This window comes from Methanobrevibacter smithii ATCC 35061 (assembly GCF_000016525.1).
Taxonomy (GTDB): domain Archaea; phylum Methanobacteriota; class Methanobacteria; order Methanobacteriales; family Methanobacteriaceae; genus Methanocatella; species Methanocatella smithii.
Map to the genome: position 1 here is coordinate 965,914 of NC_009515.1, position 15,082 is coordinate 980,995.

The window sequence follows — 15,082 nt, forward strand, 5'->3', positions numbered from 1 at the left end:
TTATTCTCCTCCTTTCTGCATTTTCATAGGGACTAAAGCAGCAGGTAATGTGTAAGTATAGAAAGTACCTACAATATCATCTAATTGATCTGCTACAGTTTCAGGATCAACAGTTTTATCTTCATCTACACCATAATCAGATGCGATAGCACTAATCATTTTTGCTCCTTGATCTAATACTTTAGAAGTAGGACCGTAACATCCTCTACATGGAATTGCAATAGAAGGACATTCTGCTCCACATAAGGAAACAGTTGCAGGACCCATACAGATTAAACCTTGGGAAATTAAACATAAATCTTTTTCAGGAGCTCCAACTTCAAATTGTCTTTTAATGAAGTCCATAGCTAAACCAGCAGGTGGTTTTTCTCTAGGACATACTTCACAAAGGTTAGTTGAAGGTAATTCGATAGTTTCTCCACGTAATAATGTTAAAACAGCTTCAGCTACAACATCAGAACGAGGTGGGCAACCTGGAATAATTAAATCAATGTCCATTGCTGAACTTAATGGTCTTACCCTGCTTTCAAGAGCTGGTACATCTTCATTAGGAATAATTCCTTCTGGGTTAACAGTAGAGCATGAATTAATGTAAGCTTCTTGTTCTAATTCATCTACAGTCCATAAGTTACCGAGTCCAGGAATTCCTCCGTAACATGAACAAGTTCCGTAAGCAATAACTAATTTAGCTTTTTCATTTAACATTTCAGCTAATTCCCTGTTTTCTTCGTTCCTAATTCCACCTTCTACGATGAGAACATCTAATTCTGGTACTTCATCGTATTTGGTATCCATAAGTACAGGGGAGAATTCAAAATCAGCTAATTCCAAAACATCTAATAAAGATTCGTGGAAATCAGCAATTGATAAGTGGCAACCGGAACATCCGCCTAACCACATAGTTCCTATTTTTACTTTATCAGCCATAATAACTCCTCCAATCTAGTTTTCAGCATCTAATTGTTCTTTCAATGGTGCAGGACCTAATTCTTTGATTCTGTTAACCATCATTTTAACAGCTTCAGAGAATTTTTCACCTTCGGATGCAGAAATCCAATCGTGGTGAACTCTTTCTTTTCCAATTCCCATATCTTCAACAAGTTTGTAGATTAATCTCATTCTACGATCTAACTTATAATTTCCAGCATCATAGTGGCAGTCACCCATGTGACATCCAGCTACAAATACACCATCAGCCCCTTCTTTAAATGCTTTTAACACAAATTGTGGGTCAATTCTTCCAGAACACATTACACGAATAACTCTAATATTCGGTGGGTATTGCATCCTTGCAGTACCTGCTGTGTCTGCTCCTCCATAGGAACACCAGTTGCAACAAAACATTACAATTTTTACATCATCAGCCATAGAGTTTATCCTCCTCTATAATATTTTTACTAATTTGAAATTATTTTCAAACCAGTGAATTCAAATTTAAAAAATTTTTTAAATTCTTCTTTAAGACAAAAAATTTAGTCATACCTTAATTTTTTACCTTAATTCACAATTTTATGTACTTAATGAGCTAGCTCAGCATAACATTAACGTACTGATTAATATATTACTATAATAATTAATATAAAGGTTACTTAGAACTTAAAGCCAAAAAGTTTATATACTATAAAACAAGATTTTTAGAAATTAATAAAAAAAGTTAAAATTTAAAAAAAAGAAAAGAAAAAGGGATTACATCCCATTTACGCTCATATCAATCATTTTTTGAGTTTCAGCAGCTAATTCATCAGGAAGTCCAGTAATATCCATACTTAAGAAACCTCTTACAATCATGGATGCTGCTTCTTCTTCAGTTATTCCTCTTGAAGTTAAATAATTGATTTCGTCTTCATCGATTTTTCCAACTGCTGCTTCGTGAGACATTTCAAGATTTGCAGAACTTGCCTCAAGTTCAGGAACAGCATAAATCATACTATCATCAGACAATACTAATCCATGACATTCCAGATGACCTTTAACTTCAGGAACAGTTCCGGCCAAATGTCCTCTAGCAAATATTTGAGATTCATCCTGAGATACTGCACGGGAAATAATTTCTCCTCTTGAACCAGGAGCATTAAGGTAAGCTCTTGATCCTACATCAATAATAGAATCTTTTTTACCTCCTTGAATACTTTGGAAAATAGCTCTTGAATTTGCACCGTCACAATAAGCAGTAGGATAGGACTGTAGAGTATTAACAGGACTGGTTAAAATATAATTATTTAAATAGGTACCGTTTTCTTCAACTTTAATTCCTGTTCTTGGACGTACTTCAACCTGCTCTGCCCAGTTATGAACCATAGTGAAAGTTATTTTAGCACCTGGTTTTACATACAATTCAGATACTCCGACATGCATTGCAGATGAAACATCTTCACCAGTTGCACAGCCTGTAATCAAATGTAATTCAGAGTTTTCTTCAGCAATGATAACATTATGTGCAGTTTGCATAATATCCTCATCACTGATAAACATACATGCTTGTACAGGGAAAACTTCCTTAGTTCCAGGTAAGGACCTTACAAAATATCCACTTTTAATTCCATCTTTTTCTTCACGTAAAGCGGTTTTAGCAGTATATTTATCTGCATCAGGTTTTACAACATTCCACATGTAATCTTTAACCCAGTGATATTTATCCAGAGCAACACCAATATTCATAACTTCAACTGAATTGGACATTGAATTATTTGTAAATATATTGGACTGATCAACTTGTAAAAATGAACCTGACCTTCCTTTTTCTTCAGTATCCACACCAACTTTCAAAAGAGTGTTTTTAGTTTTTTTAGATACATCATCTAAATCATCTAAAAGATCAATTCCATCTATAATTTCATCTGAAAAATTTTCAATTGTAACATCTACACCAATTGGAGCTTTTTTATCTTTAGCTCTTTCGGCATCATTTAATACATTGCGCACATTCAACACATCCGTTAAATCCTTCTTTCCTAATATCCTCAATAATCTCAGCAGGATTACCTGAACAAGCTATTTTACCATCCATTAAAACATGAGCTTTATCCGCACTTACAAAGTTCAAAATATAACCTAAATGAGTAATCAAAAGACCGCTTCTTTTTCTGGAATCATGCTTTATATCCTTATCAAGTAAAGTACCAATTTCACCAGCTATTAATTCCACATTTTCAATATCCACACCAGAATCCGGTTCATCAAACATGGTGAAATCAGGCATTTGAGCGAGTAATTGTAAAATTTCAGAACGTTTAATTTCTCCTCCGGAAAATCCGAAATTAACATCCCTGTCTAAAAATTCATCATTGAATTTAAGTTTTTGAGCCAATTCCAACATTCTGGCATTTAACGGTTCATTAATTTCTTGATGGGATTCTATTTTAAGTAAATCACGAACTGATACTCCACGAATAGACGGTGGAGATTGGAAGCTTACTCCAATTCCTAATTGGACACGTTCAGCTGTAGTTAAATTAGTAATATCTTCACCTTTAAATTTAATTGATCCATTAACTACATTATATTGTGGAAAACCAAGAATTGTTAAAAACAATGTACTTTTACCGGCACCATTCGGACCTAAAAGAACATGAGTCTCCCCCTCATCAATTGAAAGATTAATATCTTTCAGAACTCTTTTACCGGCCACTTCCACAGCCAAATTTTCAATTTCAAGTAACATTTTATCACCTTATTTAAAAAGACATAAATTATATAACATTATTACATTTAAATTAAGATATATAAATATGTTATAATTATAAATCCCACATCTAAATGTTTAAAAGAAGTTAATATTCAATCAATGAATAAATCAAATAAAAAAAATAGTCAAGTAACTGAAAATATTATTCAGTTACAATAATGAATTCACCGACTTTTTCTACTTTAGCAAAAGGAACTAATAATATATCTCCATTTCTTTTAGCACCTTTAACATGAATATTACGACCGCTTTCCACCCTAATAGCAATATCAACAATTTTTCCAGTTTTTTCGTTGATAATTAATTCATCCAAGACACCAAGAATACGAGCATTGTTGGTAGCTACCTGATAATTCTTAATTTCGCTCCATAACTTTTCTTCTCTTTTAGGAATTTGTTTGTTTTCCATCACATCACCTGATAAATTTTCATTAATTATATAAAATATTTTAATTTCATCATATTTAAATTTAAATAGTTTTATTAATGAAAGCCTGATAAAATTTTTCAGCAACGATACTGTCTTTAAGAGTATTAATATTTAATGCCAATTCAATTTTGGGCAAAATAAGCTGATCTTCATCCTGAATTTCATTAATACTTCTTAAAACATTCACACCAGAAGGTACCGCACCATTAAATTCATAAGAATACTTCAAATCTAATTTTTTAAAAATTTCAACCGGAACCTGTGCAGACAGTGAATCTTTACTGGATTCCAAATAGTTAGTCAGTATAAAATCAATAGTTTCACCACTGACAAACGGCAAATCAGCATTAATAAACAATAATGTGTCCTTTTTTGATTTGGACTCAAAAAGAGTTAAAATATAAGATAAATCATTTAAATAGTCAATTCCAGAAGTATTTAAAATTTGAAAATTGCCATTTAATGATTTTAAATATTTGGTTGTTTCCTGAGTATGGGGGCTTACGGCAATAACAACATCTTCAACTAATTTAGATGAAGAAATATTATCAAGAACATATTTAATTAAAGGTTTGCCATGTAATTTAAATAGAGGTTTTTCAACATCAACTTTTAGACGAGTTCCCCTACCTCCAGCCATAACAATAGCATAAATCATGACAAAAACCTTTAGAATCAATTATGCATATTTGCTGCCCTGCAATTTCATCCTCTTACCGAGAATACATTTCTGACCTTGGCAGCCTCCAATAGGTGATTTTTGAGTTCCCATAGAATTCATACAGCGAGCCATAATAGCTGAACCTAAAGCCAAACCGTCTTCAACAAATACGACCTTATCAAACTTATCCTGAACCGCTTCTAAAATAAGCTGTGGTTTACGTCCAGTAATACCTGCTCTTCCAGTAATACCTAATGCAGAACCTGGAGTAACAACATTTTCCTTAAATGCAACATCTAAAACACGTGTAACAATTTTAGTACTTACATAATCCATAGTAGACAATAATGTTGGAAGACCATCTCTGTCATAGAATTTAGCTCCAAGATCCATTAAATCTTCTAATTTATCACCATTAACACCTACATCACAACCAATTAAAGTTGTACCTGCATTTTCAGAAGCGACAGGATCTAATGGGACAGTACCAAATCTATCTACATCCATAGGAACTTTACGAATATCAATTAATTTATGAGCTTCCTCAGCATTAGCCTGAGCTTTTTTAGTATTGGCTTTTTTAATCAACTTATCAGAATACAAATCTAAAGCAGCACCATTATTTTTATCGATTTCACCAGAACCTCTAGCTAGAGAATCGCTAACTACACCAGCCAAACCTAAAAAATTACCTACAGTATTTGCATAAGGCTGATTATCATTGACAATACGGCCAGCTAATGTTGATCCGAAATCAAGAGAAATACATGGGTTTCTATAATCAACATCTGTCCATTTAGCACCTAACTTAATACCTGCAGTAACAAGTTCCCCTTCCATTTCATTTGCAACAGTTTCCTTACCTTTAGGAGGAACAACACTAACTACAGCACCGTCAAACATTACATTATTTAAAAGAGAATGTTTTTGCAATCTTTCAGGAAGTTGGGAAACACTCATAGCCGGAGACATTTTTCTTGGTGGGATGCCTGCATCCAAACAGCCGTCAGCTAATGCAATAACTAATTGGCCTGCTTCTTCAGCAGTAGCAAAACCTGCTGTTACACCAGTAGATCTAACTACAAAATCCAAATCATTATCTTTATCAACATGAGCTTTTTTTAAAGATTCCAAAACAGTATCTTTAATTAAATCAGCAACAGCTTCTTTTGAAAGTTCAATACCCCAAACAGTTTTACCAAAAACTTCTTCATTAGGTTTAGGCGGACGAATATCTCTAGTCATTTTCACTGTTTTATTGAGCAGATAACATTCACTAGTATTTAAATTAGTAGCCATAACAATACATTTGGTTGTAGTGTTACCTAACTCTACAGAAGCAGTTACATAAAAAACATCTGGCTTTTTAACAGCACCAGGACTTTGCGGTCCAGCCCTATTAGCCCTTAAAGAATCTAAATTTCCTTCATGAGACTTAGCTATTATAGGTTTAGGACCTTTATTAAAAATTTTACCTAAAAAAGACATTATTCAAACCTCAATAAACTGTATTAAAAGTTAGTTAATAATATCTTTTTATAATAATATAAATCTTATTAAATGAATTTGAAAAAAAGTGAGTAATATCTTTTTAAACTTATTAAATGAATATAAAAAAAAGTTGGAGAATAGATTAGAATAAACTAATCTATACTAATTTGTTGATTGGGTGATCTTCAACAGCTTCAGTACCGAAGTCAGCAGCTGCTTCTGCAATGAACATATCGGTTTGTGCTACAGCAGGGAATGCTATTTTAGCGTTATCGATAGGTCCAAAGAGAACGAAGTCTCCACCAGTCATAACTTGAACAATGTTTGCACCAATATCACAAACAGTGTAAGCAGTTTTGTTTCCAGCTTTTTTGTAGTCTCTTAACCAATCCCAAGCGGAAGGTACATTGTGAATACCGGAACCTACTGGGTATCCCCATTTAGCTTTTTCTGCAAAAGTGGTTTTTGCAGCAATACCTGCACCTTGTCCTAATGGAGTAACTGCAGTATCCATCATGAACTTGTCGATACCACAATCAGCAGCTACTTCAAGTAAACCTTTTTCGTAAGCTCCATCGTCTCCGTTTTCCCACATAGCCATTTTACCGTCAACGGTAGCATTCATTGGGTTGAAACCTAAGATGATAGAAGCGGAAATATCAGTTTCTGCAAGAGCATCTAATTCAGATTTATCTGCAGCCATGTTAATGGAGTTGTAAATAGCCCTTTCAGTTAAGCCAACTTCATCAGCATATTGTGCACCAGCAACTCTAGCATCACCGGAAGTAGAATCTATAAGGAATGGTTTATCACAGATGTCACCAATGTACTCGATGTATTTTACAATAGCTTCTTCAGTTTGACCGAAAACTTGTACAATACATGGGTTACCAGTTACATCAGACATTTCAACCATGTCATTAACTAAAGTTTCTGCTCTACTTTTATCAAAATCACCTGTCAATTCATCACTAATAATATTGTGTCCACCGTAGAAAATAGTACCTGCTAATACAGTAGGATATTCCCCTGGTTGACCTCCCATTTTTACACCAGCAAAGTCAAATACGACTTGCTCTTTATCAAATCTAAACATTACGCAATCCTCCTAAAACATAGTAGTTATCATAGCAAATACATTATATTTCATAGCTACTACTAAAATCATTAAACCTATTATCATACCATATAAAATACCAACATCCCTACCTGTTTGTTGGCCTAAACGTTGATAATATTCCCCCACAGTAAAATCAACTTTTTCTTCAGCATCGTTTAATTTTTCAACAATGTCTTTGAAATCATCGGGTGAAACCATTACTTGAGGTATTGAATTATTTTCTTTTTCACTCATAAATAAACACCTCTAACATCCACATAATTTTGCAATAGCTGGAATGACAACAAGTAAAAGAACTGCTAAAACAATACCAATAGCAAATCCTTTGAATCTAGTTGTGATTAAACCTGCAAAAAGTTTACCTTCCCTTGCAAGAAGTTTTGAGCTGTATTCAGCATCTTCTGAAACATCTTTAATACCACTAATATTAGGTTTATTAGAAATTTGTACCATATTCATGCCTCCTTAAAATAGTAAGAATAAAGCTCCAATTACTAAAGAGAATGCTAAACCAATCATGATTCCTTGCACTTTACCAGCATAATTACCTGCAAGGTTTCTTTGAATTGATCCTACCATATCTATTTTAGTATTGATATTTCTCATTCTTGCTTCAATTAAAGCAGTTTCTGCAGAAACAACTTTCATTTCTTCGCCGTCATCTTCTTCTCCGTCGTCACCTTCAACGGAAATTACCATAGCTTCTTCTTCAAAAGCACCAGGGTCTTTTTCAACACATTCGTTAATTTTAGCTTGAATTGCACCGACATCCTCAGTGTCAATTAAATCAATTATTTCTAATTGTTGTTGGAATCTTTCAACCCCGTCTAAAGGAACATTTTCAACAAAAGGAATTGCTCCAGTTGCTCCAATAATTTTCTTTTTATCAGGGTCAGCACCGTTTTCGTGTAATGCTTTGAAAGATTGACCTGTAATATGTCCTTGTACTTCAGCACCAGCTAAAATTAAGAAACGGATATTAGGATTAGATATAATGTTTGCAACAACTTTTTCTACACCTAAATTTTCTGTTTTACATGGACCTGCGATTGCTGCTCCAGAAAGTTCTGCTTCAATATGTGAAGCTAATGTTGTTACTGCAACAGGACTTTCAGGATCCCCTACAATGTAGTCTCCACTAATAACCGGCCAGCCAGCTGCTGGTTCTTTTTTATCAGCCATCTATAAAACCCCCAATTTAATTAAAATAGGTAAAGCTGCGAATATGATAATTATAGCCAAGACAAATCCATAAACTATGTTTGTTAACATACCAGCAGTAACATATGAACCTTCCCTTCCAGGATAAGCTCCTGCAGGACTAGTATAAGGATCTAAAGAACTGACTAATTCATCTGCAGCACCTTGAAGTTTAGTTACTTCATTGTTTATTTCATCCATAGAGAGGAGAATAACACCTTCACCTAAAGATGCACCAATAACTCCGGAAACAGGGTCAAGAGCCAAATTCATATTAGGTACAATTTGAATCATAGGTAACATTTGAGCCATACATAAAACCTTCCATTTATTCCTCTAATTTAGGCCATAATCCAGCCCATTTAACTGAAGCTGCAGCATCGCATGAAGCTTGAACAAATAATCTGAATGAAATGACCCATCCAATTAATCCAACGATAAGAACAGCAAACCATCCGAATCCGCCAGTAATACTGGATAAAAGACCAGTAATAATCATAGATAAGAATCCAGTAGATGCAGCACATTTAAGAGTCCTTACTTGATCTTCATTTGGACCTAAACATGCGTTGAATGGATGTTGAATTGCCATAGTACACATTATAAAGAATACTGCGATAAATCCTGGAGCTACAACATATTCACAAATGGAATTTGCATCAAAAGCACCAGTTACAGCAGCAGATAAACATAAAACAGATAAAGCACCTGCTCCAGCAATTTCAACAGTACATCTTACCATAATTGGGATTTTCATACCAATAATTTTAGTAGCGATTAATGCAACAACAGCACCGATAATCATTGAAAATATTAAACCAAATACAGGTCCTAGCATGTTAAATTGTGGGTATATAAGACCTACAGCAAGACCTGCTAAAGAACCGATAATACCAATAGATAATGTCATGTAACCAATAGAAGGTACACCAGTACCTAAACCGTAACTAGCTACACTACGTATAGCATTAGCTCCCCATACAGTAGCACATACTGAACCGAGACCTGCAATAACTGGACCAATAACATCATTGATACTACATAAATAAATTCCTACTAATCCACCAATAATTCCTAAAATCAATAAATGATTATTGTTTATTGAACTGACAGCACCATCAGCACTTCCACCAGCAGACATTTTAAATACCTCCAGTTAATAATACACAAAATACTCCAACTACTATAGATGCAATAGCACAAGATAATGCTCCTCTACCAATCCTTTTAAATTTAGGATCGTGCATACCTTCAATAGTACCACCAATGTTATAAGAAGCAATAACCGAATTAATAAAGAACACACCTACACCTAATATAGCAGCTAAACCTATACTAATAGCAGGGTCAGTGAAGTAAGTAGATTTTTGAACAGCAGCATCAATAGCATAGTATACTAATCCACCACCAAATCCTCCAAAGAGACCACCTATAAGACCACTAATAAAACAAGTAGTAGGTACACCGTGTCCTTCAGTACCCGGAGTTTTATACTTTTCTTGATTACGTTTGGTAATTATATCAACAGGCACTTTAGATGCTGCAGGAACAATACCTACACCATATACATATATGAAATTAGCAATGAGCATAGTAATACCCATCATAATCATAGCACCTATTGCACCACCAATACCTACTACAAACCATGGCTCACCAGTCATAGTTGCAGCAGTAATAAGACCTGTTAAACCTGCACCAGCAGCTAACATAGCGGTACCAGTACCTACACCAGTAGCGGTTGCCATAGCTGCAGGAGCTCCCCCTACAGGAATAAAGTGCACACCTGCACCAATCATAACTCCGCCTATAGCGACGAATAAAATTACAAAAATTGGATCCATAATCGAAACCTCCTTAATCTTCCTCATATGGTCCGTAACGGTTTCTTGCAAATACTTCTAATCTGTCATTCATAATAATTAATAAAATGACAATGATGAAACCAACGACTAAACCACCATAAATTCCGAATACAACAGTATTCCAAAAACTAAAGAATACTACAAGACCAAAACAGAAACCGGTTAAAGGTCCACCAAATTTAGCACAGAAGTTTACTACATCCATAGAGTTTTTTGCACCCATAGGAGCATTAGTAACAATATCTCCTTGAATAGCTACAGGAGTTCCTCCACCAAATTCGAACTTTTGATATTCACTTTCAGCACCGTAATGAACATCCCCAGTTGAAGAACCGATAGCTCCAAGAGCAATACCCCAAAGTACTGCTAAGAGTGGTAATGGGAATACATGTAATGTAGTACCGTTTAATGGGATAATCATTAAATATGAAATTCCAACAATACAAAAGCTAGTTATAAATCCGTGACCAACAATAGGTCCTAAAGATTGAGTTAACACATCCATAAATAATGGCTGTTCAAATTGAGATTGACCAACAATCCTACCCATATGGGATGTGACAGTATAAATAGCGTGAACAAAAGCAGCGACACAAGATCCCATTGCAATTGAAATAATAGGTACGAAACCTAACATAATTAATACATATGCAATAGATCCAGCAACACCACACCAAACACCATAAGCGACCGGTTCACCAGAAGCCGCTTTGTTTATCATACGGTGTAAATGTCCCATTTGCGGAGCAAGTTGAACTTGAGAGTTTGGGTTACTTTGAGAACCGATATCAGATTCTAAATCCTCAGCAGCTCCACCAATAGTTGCAACTGCACCCATTAATGCGACAACACCTAATGTTACAGGGTCCATAATTTTTTCCTCCATATTTTTTATTAAATTGATCATTTAATAAACGTGAGATATATTCAATAGAATATATGCGATAAATTGCGATTTTTATTCCATATAAAAATCAATTAAATGATACCAATAGAATTTTCTATTGATACTTAACTTTTTTTCAATATTAATATAAATGTTTTACTAAAAAATTTTAAGGTATACTTAAATTTAAGGAATAAATAGATGAAAAATCACCTATTTAACCTATTTGTTTCAAATTTATTTTGCTGGGGTGATGACAGTTCTTTCACCGGATGGTTCGAACTCTCTTAATGCACCTTTAGCAAATTCTTCACGAGGTTTACTGAAGTCGAATACTAAGTTTTTATCAGCAAATGCGATTTTAACTAATGGGTTGAAAGACCAAGCATCTCCACGAGCTGCGTGAGGAGCTTGAGCGATACCAGCGTATTCACCTTGGTGACCTACGTTCATTGCGTAGTTAGGGTAGTTTGGTCCTCTCATTTCGAGTGGTAAACCTTCATCATTTCTGATGGAGAATACGTTAGCTGCACCACATTGATCTTGTAAATCGTATCCGTAGAAACCTAATCTGGAATGTTGTTCTTTGTGTAAGTACATACCTAAGTACCATGCACTTAAACCAGTTTGAGCATTACCAGTAGCGAATGCAGTGGAACAACCAGCTGCCGCTGAAATAACAGAAGCCCTTTGAGATCCACCGAAGTGAGTTTCAAGTAAAGCTGGGTATTCTTCGTATTGTTCTAATGCGTAGAATGAAACTTCAGAACCTACATCAAGAACAGTGTCCATGTTATTAGGTGCTTCAGTTAATCCACCATATTTGTCTTCTACGTAATCTTTACCATAGTAAGTGAAGTCATCTAATACATCATCAGTATATGCTGCAGTAGCATATTGAGTGAATCCTACACCACCAGACATGTAAGAACCTAACCAAATTTGGTCGTATAATGCAGCACCTAAAGCTACTACATCTAAGGTTGAACGTACTGGGTCGTCAGCATTTACTCTGGAAGATTGACAGATATCTGCCATGAAACCAAATGGAACTCCACCTAACTCGTTTTCTGCTCTTGCTCTTCTTACAGGTAAGTAAGTACCCATGTGAATAACTTCTGCGTGTTTGGATGCGTATGCGAAGTCACCAGTAGCTCCTTCACCAGCACATTGGTTGTATGCAGAAATCATTGACATACCAATTTGCATTGCAGACCATCTTGAGGTAGTACCTCCGTCACAAACTCTTCCTACGATAGCAGGAATTCTTACAGCTTGCCATACACTTCCACCAACTTCTTCTTTTAAAGCTGCTGCTTGTTCTTCATTGAACTCTTTGTTGATGTCTAAAACGAATGCTGAATCAATTTCATCAGCTAATTCATCGTCACCAGTAAATACTTTAACATAACTGTCTTGTACTACTAATGGGTCAGTTTCTACCATGTGTTCTTGAACTACTGCTGCACCAGGCATTGCGTGGTTTACAGTTTCTAAGTATTCAGTGATTGTTTCAGGAGTTACTTCAATACCTAACCTTTTTTCAAGAACGTTGTGAGCAGTATTTAAACCTACAATTACAGTTCTTCTAATATCGTCCCAAGCTTGTTGGATAGCTGCGTTGTTAATGAAGTGTAAATCGTCACCTTCTACATAAGTATCAGTAGTAGATAATTGGTAAGACATTAAAGCCCTTTGACCTAAAGGAGTACCAATGTCTGGGTTGTACATTGGAATTCCTCTTTTTTCAGCGATTTCTTTACCTTCTTTTACGAATGCGCTTTTTCTTTCAGATTGTTTCCAACCGCCCATGTTATAGAAAGTGGTTCTTTTATCAGTTGGACCTTCACTGAATTTGTTTTTCATTGCATCTAAGAATTTTTTATCTGCCATACTTAATCCCATCCTTTAACTGGATTGAATGCACCAAATGATCTGGATACGTGAATGTTTTTTAACACTTCAACAGCTTCAGTATCATCTTTGTATGCTTCACCATCAATTCTGTAAATTGTGGTTTTTGATTTTAAGGTTTCTTCATCTAATGGTTCACCTAATACTACTGGTTCGTCTAAGTCTACACCGATTTGGTCTCTTACCATTTCAACGTTACCAGTTTCTTTGTTGAATACTTGTCTTCTAAGCATATCAAACATTAAACCATTTTCGTCTAACCTTAAAGAGTGACCGTGTACACCTGCACCTCTAATACCAGTTCTTGCAGTATCAAAGTATTCGGTTTCTAAGAGGTATTTGGAAATACGTTCAATATCTCTTTCCCTAGCTTCGATAACTTGTCTTCCGGATAAAGTACCAGTATCAATTCCTCTGAATCTGTTTAAATAAGACCTTGCTCTTAAGTAAGGTTGAGCTGGTGCGAAGTACATTGAGTCTACAAATTGGATGTATCTAATCCTGTCCCCTGCTTTTGCACCTGCAATAGGGGTAACTAATTCTCTTACAATGTCATCAGGCTCATCCATTTCATCTAATGGTGGGTGAACACTTTTGTATTCTTCACCTGGAGCTCTGTGACCTAATATTTTTACTACGTCTTCATCAGAGATTTCTCTTAACTTTTCTAACTCGTAATCTGGATTACAAAAGTTTCTTCTGTTTTGAGCAACCTGAGAAGTACCTGGATAAATTTGTGCCATAATTATGCATCTCCTAATGCTAATTTAACTTTTCTAATAATTTCATCTAATTTTTCCTGTGAGATTGTTTCTCCGCGAATAACTCCACTAACAATATCAACAATGTGTCCTTCTGTTTTAACATCCTCTTCAGATGGCATGACTTTAGAAGTTTTTACACCAATTTTGGCAAAATCTTCACAGTCAACTGGAGATTCACAAATGATAATACAAGGCTTGTTTACATTCCTTAAAATCAATCTAGCTTTGTAGATTAAATGATTTTTAACTCCTCCTAAATGAATAACAAGTAATTTAAAATTACTCATTTGTTCCACTTCCTTATCAGTGAGACCAAATAATGTACCACCAGAAGCTGGAGCATCATGAGGAACACCTGCACCTGCATTTAATACCATTGTACTAGTCAAAACATTGGATTCACGTAATCCAAAAGTGATTTCACAAACAGGTTTAGTAATATGTCTACGTCCTGGAGACATAGCAACAGCTAAAACTTCAGCCCCACATTCAGCAAATGTGCCTCTTTGTGCAAGACCTCCACCTTTGCCCATACCACCTGTTGCTCTGCAATCAACTACGTGAGTACATCTTCCAATCATTTTAAAAGTCATCCTTTCTAACAATATTTACATGATCTTCAAAACTTGAATATTGATCAGTCATTCCAATTAATTCATCAGGTAAATCTGCATCACCATATTTAATTCTATCAGAAACTGTTCTTTCCTTTCTGATGTAATTTGTTTTGTCTTGATTAATATCAAAACCAAAAGGAATATGTTTCTTGCAGATTTCTTCAATTTTTTTAACTGTAGACTCCATTGTCAATTCAACAAAAATTCTACCAGTTTTAACTTTAAGAACAACATCTTCGCCATTAATGTTAATCACTCTACGTTCTCTATATTGTGGCGGTAAAGTTTCTTCAGTTTTTGGAAATCTCGGACCATGAATTACAGTCCTTTTAACATCTTCAAGTGATTCGATGTCATTTAACAACTTTTCTGTTGTGTCACTTCCAAGCACTCGGTATGGGAATATTTCAATATCCATTTTTTTGCCGTCCATGAAAAATTAGATTTAA

19 protein-coding genes are annotated in these 15,082 nt (G+C 35.0%); all 19 read right to left on the reverse strand.

The window, feature by feature from the left end:
* A complete protein-coding gene (locus MSM_RS05035) occupies window positions 1-927 on the reverse strand; it encodes an NADH-quinone oxidoreductase subunit B family protein (RefSeq protein ID WP_011954225.1) in 927 nt (308 codons plus the stop codon).
* A 15-nt stretch (window positions 928-942) separates the two neighbouring features.
* A complete protein-coding gene (locus MSM_RS05040; RefSeq protein ID WP_004032932.1) occupies window positions 943-1,368 on the reverse strand; it encodes a hydrogenase iron-sulfur subunit in 426 nt (141 codons plus the stop codon).
* Between the two features lie 318 nt (window positions 1,369-1,686).
* Window positions 1,687-2,931: a SufB/SufD family protein gene (locus MSM_RS05045; RefSeq protein ID WP_011954226.1), complete on the reverse strand. Its 1,245-nt coding sequence runs from the start codon at window positions 2,929-2,931 to the stop codon at window positions 1,687-1,689.
* A complete protein-coding gene (locus tag MSM_RS05050; protein WP_011954227.1) occupies window positions 2,903-3,661 on the reverse strand; it encodes an ABC transporter ATP-binding protein in 759 nt (252 codons plus the stop codon). Before MSM_RS05050 ends, MSM_RS05045 begins: the two co-directional genes overlap by 29 nt.
* A gap of 166 nt (window positions 3,662-3,827) precedes the next feature.
* Window positions 3,828-4,094 carry a PRC-barrel domain-containing protein gene (locus tag MSM_RS05055; protein WP_011954228.1) on the reverse strand — a complete coding sequence of 89 codons (267 nt, stop codon included), beginning with the start codon at window positions 4,092-4,094 and terminating at the stop codon, window positions 3,828-3,830.
* 61 nt (window positions 4,095-4,155) lie between these two features.
* A complete protein-coding gene (locus MSM_RS05060; RefSeq protein ID WP_011954229.1) occupies window positions 4,156-4,773 on the reverse strand; it encodes a GTP--adenosylcobinamide-phosphate guanylyltransferase in 618 nt (205 codons plus the stop codon).
* Window positions 4,774-4,794: 21 nt separating this feature from the next.
* A complete protein-coding gene (locus MSM_RS05065; protein ID WP_011954230.1) occupies window positions 4,795-6,264 on the reverse strand; it encodes a methanogenesis marker 14 protein in 1,470 nt (489 codons plus the stop codon).
* Between the two features lie 160 nt (window positions 6,265-6,424).
* On the reverse strand, window positions 6,425-7,363 hold the full coding sequence (mtrH, locus tag MSM_RS05070) for a tetrahydromethanopterin S-methyltransferase subunit H (protein ID WP_004032926.1): 939 nt from the start codon (window positions 7,361-7,363) through the stop codon (window positions 6,425-6,427).
* A gap of 12 nt (window positions 7,364-7,375) precedes the next feature.
* Window positions 7,376-7,621 (reverse strand): tetrahydromethanopterin S-methyltransferase subunit MtrG, encoded by a 246-nt coding sequence (gene mtrG, locus MSM_RS05075; RefSeq protein ID WP_004032925.1) that lies wholly within the window; start codon window positions 7,619-7,621, stop codon window positions 7,376-7,378.
* A 12-nt stretch (window positions 7,622-7,633) separates the two neighbouring features.
* Window positions 7,634-7,840 carry a tetrahydromethanopterin S-methyltransferase subunit F gene (locus MSM_RS05080; protein ID WP_004032924.1) on the reverse strand — a complete coding sequence of 69 codons (207 nt, stop codon included), beginning with the start codon at window positions 7,838-7,840 and terminating at the stop codon, window positions 7,634-7,636.
* Window positions 7,841-7,852: 12 nt separating this feature from the next.
* On the reverse strand, window positions 7,853-8,569 hold the full coding sequence (mtrA, locus tag MSM_RS05085; protein ID WP_011954231.1) for a tetrahydromethanopterin S-methyltransferase subunit A: 717 nt from the start codon (window positions 8,567-8,569) through the stop codon (window positions 7,853-7,855).
* Window positions 8,570-8,899: a tetrahydromethanopterin S-methyltransferase subunit B gene (locus tag MSM_RS05090; protein ID WP_011954232.1), complete on the reverse strand. Its 330-nt coding sequence runs from the start codon at window positions 8,897-8,899 to the stop codon at window positions 8,570-8,572.
* A gap of 16 nt (window positions 8,900-8,915) precedes the next feature.
* Window positions 8,916-9,728, reverse strand: coding sequence for a tetrahydromethanopterin S-methyltransferase subunit MtrC (gene mtrC, locus MSM_RS05095; protein ID WP_011954233.1), 813 nt, complete (start codon window positions 9,726-9,728; stop codon window positions 8,916-8,918).
* 1 nt (window position 9,729) lies between these two features.
* The gene (mtrD, locus tag MSM_RS05100) at window positions 9,730-10,431 is read right to left on the reverse strand and encodes a tetrahydromethanopterin S-methyltransferase subunit D (RefSeq protein ID WP_011954234.1); all 702 of its coding nucleotides are present in this window, start codon (window positions 10,429-10,431) and stop codon (window positions 9,730-9,732) included.
* A gap of 13 nt (window positions 10,432-10,444) precedes the next feature.
* Entirely contained in the window at window positions 10,445-11,359 is a 915-nt protein-coding gene (mtrE, locus tag MSM_RS05105; RefSeq protein WP_004032919.1) for a tetrahydromethanopterin S-methyltransferase subunit E, read from the reverse strand.
* 216 nt (window positions 11,360-11,575) lie between these two features.
* Window positions 11,576-13,231, reverse strand: coding sequence for a coenzyme-B sulfoethylthiotransferase subunit alpha (gene mcrA / locus MSM_RS05110; protein WP_011954235.1), 1,656 nt, complete (start codon window positions 13,229-13,231; stop codon window positions 11,576-11,578).
* A gap of 2 nt (window positions 13,232-13,233) precedes the next feature.
* Window positions 13,234-13,995: a coenzyme-B sulfoethylthiotransferase subunit gamma gene (mcrG, locus tag MSM_RS05115; RefSeq protein WP_004035804.1), complete on the reverse strand. Its 762-nt coding sequence runs from the start codon at window positions 13,993-13,995 to the stop codon at window positions 13,234-13,236.
* Window positions 13,996-13,997: 2 nt separating this feature from the next.
* A complete protein-coding gene (gene mcrC / locus MSM_RS05120) occupies window positions 13,998-14,609 on the reverse strand; it encodes a methyl-coenzyme M reductase I operon protein C (RefSeq protein ID WP_004035805.1) in 612 nt (203 codons plus the stop codon).
* Complete coding sequence (gene mcrD / locus MSM_RS05125; protein WP_004032915.1) at window positions 14,599-15,066, reverse strand: methyl-coenzyme M reductase operon protein D; 468 nt, start codon at window positions 15,064-15,066, stop codon at window positions 14,599-14,601. Before mcrD ends, mcrC begins: the two co-directional genes overlap by 11 nt.
* Between the last annotated feature and the right edge of the window lie 16 nt (window positions 15,067-15,082).